This window comes from Polynucleobacter sinensis (assembly GCF_001595985.1).
Lineage (GTDB): Bacteria > Pseudomonadota > Gammaproteobacteria > Burkholderiales > Burkholderiaceae > Polynucleobacter > Polynucleobacter sinensis.
In genome coordinates this window covers 1-783 of record NZ_LOJJ01000015.1, presented here as the reverse complement: position 1 = coordinate 783, position 783 = coordinate 1, and the positions used below count along the sequence as shown (strand labels likewise).

General features: G+C 41.9%; 2 protein-coding genes. Both read left to right on the top strand.

Annotated elements, in window-relative coordinates; translation table 11 throughout:
- A partial coding sequence (locus AOB49_RS12180) for a DUF6641 family protein (RefSeq protein ID WP_082784142.1) occupies nucleotides 1-422 on the top strand: 422 nt, incomplete at its 5' end.
- Between the two features lie 119 nt (nucleotides 423-541).
- Nucleotides 542-783, top strand: a 242-nt coding sequence (locus tag AOB49_RS09850; protein WP_342667204.1) for a DUF6876 family protein, incomplete at its 3' end; no start/stop codon positions are given.

The window sequence follows — 783 nt, the reverse complement described above, 5'->3', positions numbered from 1 at the left end:
CCCTCAATCTAGTCACATCCACTAAACCCATTCATCAGCCCCCTATCGTTGTCCGGCGCAATAAATTACTGGCAAAACTATGGGAGCAAGAACAGTTACTAAAAGCCAAGCTAGAAAACACCACTTTTGCAGTCAAAAAACATAAGACGGTGAAAGACCTAGAAGGCAATAGCAAGCATATTGAAGTCAATAAGCGCCTAAAGCCCTGGTGGTTTCAAGATATTGATGGACAGCTGTGCTTTTGTATTCGCTATGGCGCTAAACAACTAGAAATTAAGCCTGGCAGATCCACGATTGCAGTTAAAGACTTTGCAGAACTACTAACTACCCTGGCACTGATTAAAGATGCCGTGGCTAAAGGCAGCCTAGATGCAGCTATTGATAAGGCTAGTGGCGCACTCAAGGCGAACTTTGTCAAATAAGTGACGCAAATCAAAACCATTAAATACATCAAACGAGTCAAAATCGCATGTTTTTGCCTCGTTTCTAAGTGTTACTGCAAGGAATACTTTTTTACCGATAAGGCATAGCAAGAATGAATATGACAAAAGACCAGCTTTTGAATAAATTGGATCAATTTACAGGCACCGAATATTACTATCCCTTATGGCCCAAAGTCTTGTTAACCGATGGCACCAAGTACTTGGCTGAAACTGTGGGCTGTTATTGGCTTATGGATGCAATCGCTAGCCATGTATTGCACTTATCCAAGAAAGAGACTTTTGCGGGTTGTAAGCTGGTTAAAGCCAAACAAGGTGCTGAGCTAGTCATTGATGATGGCAA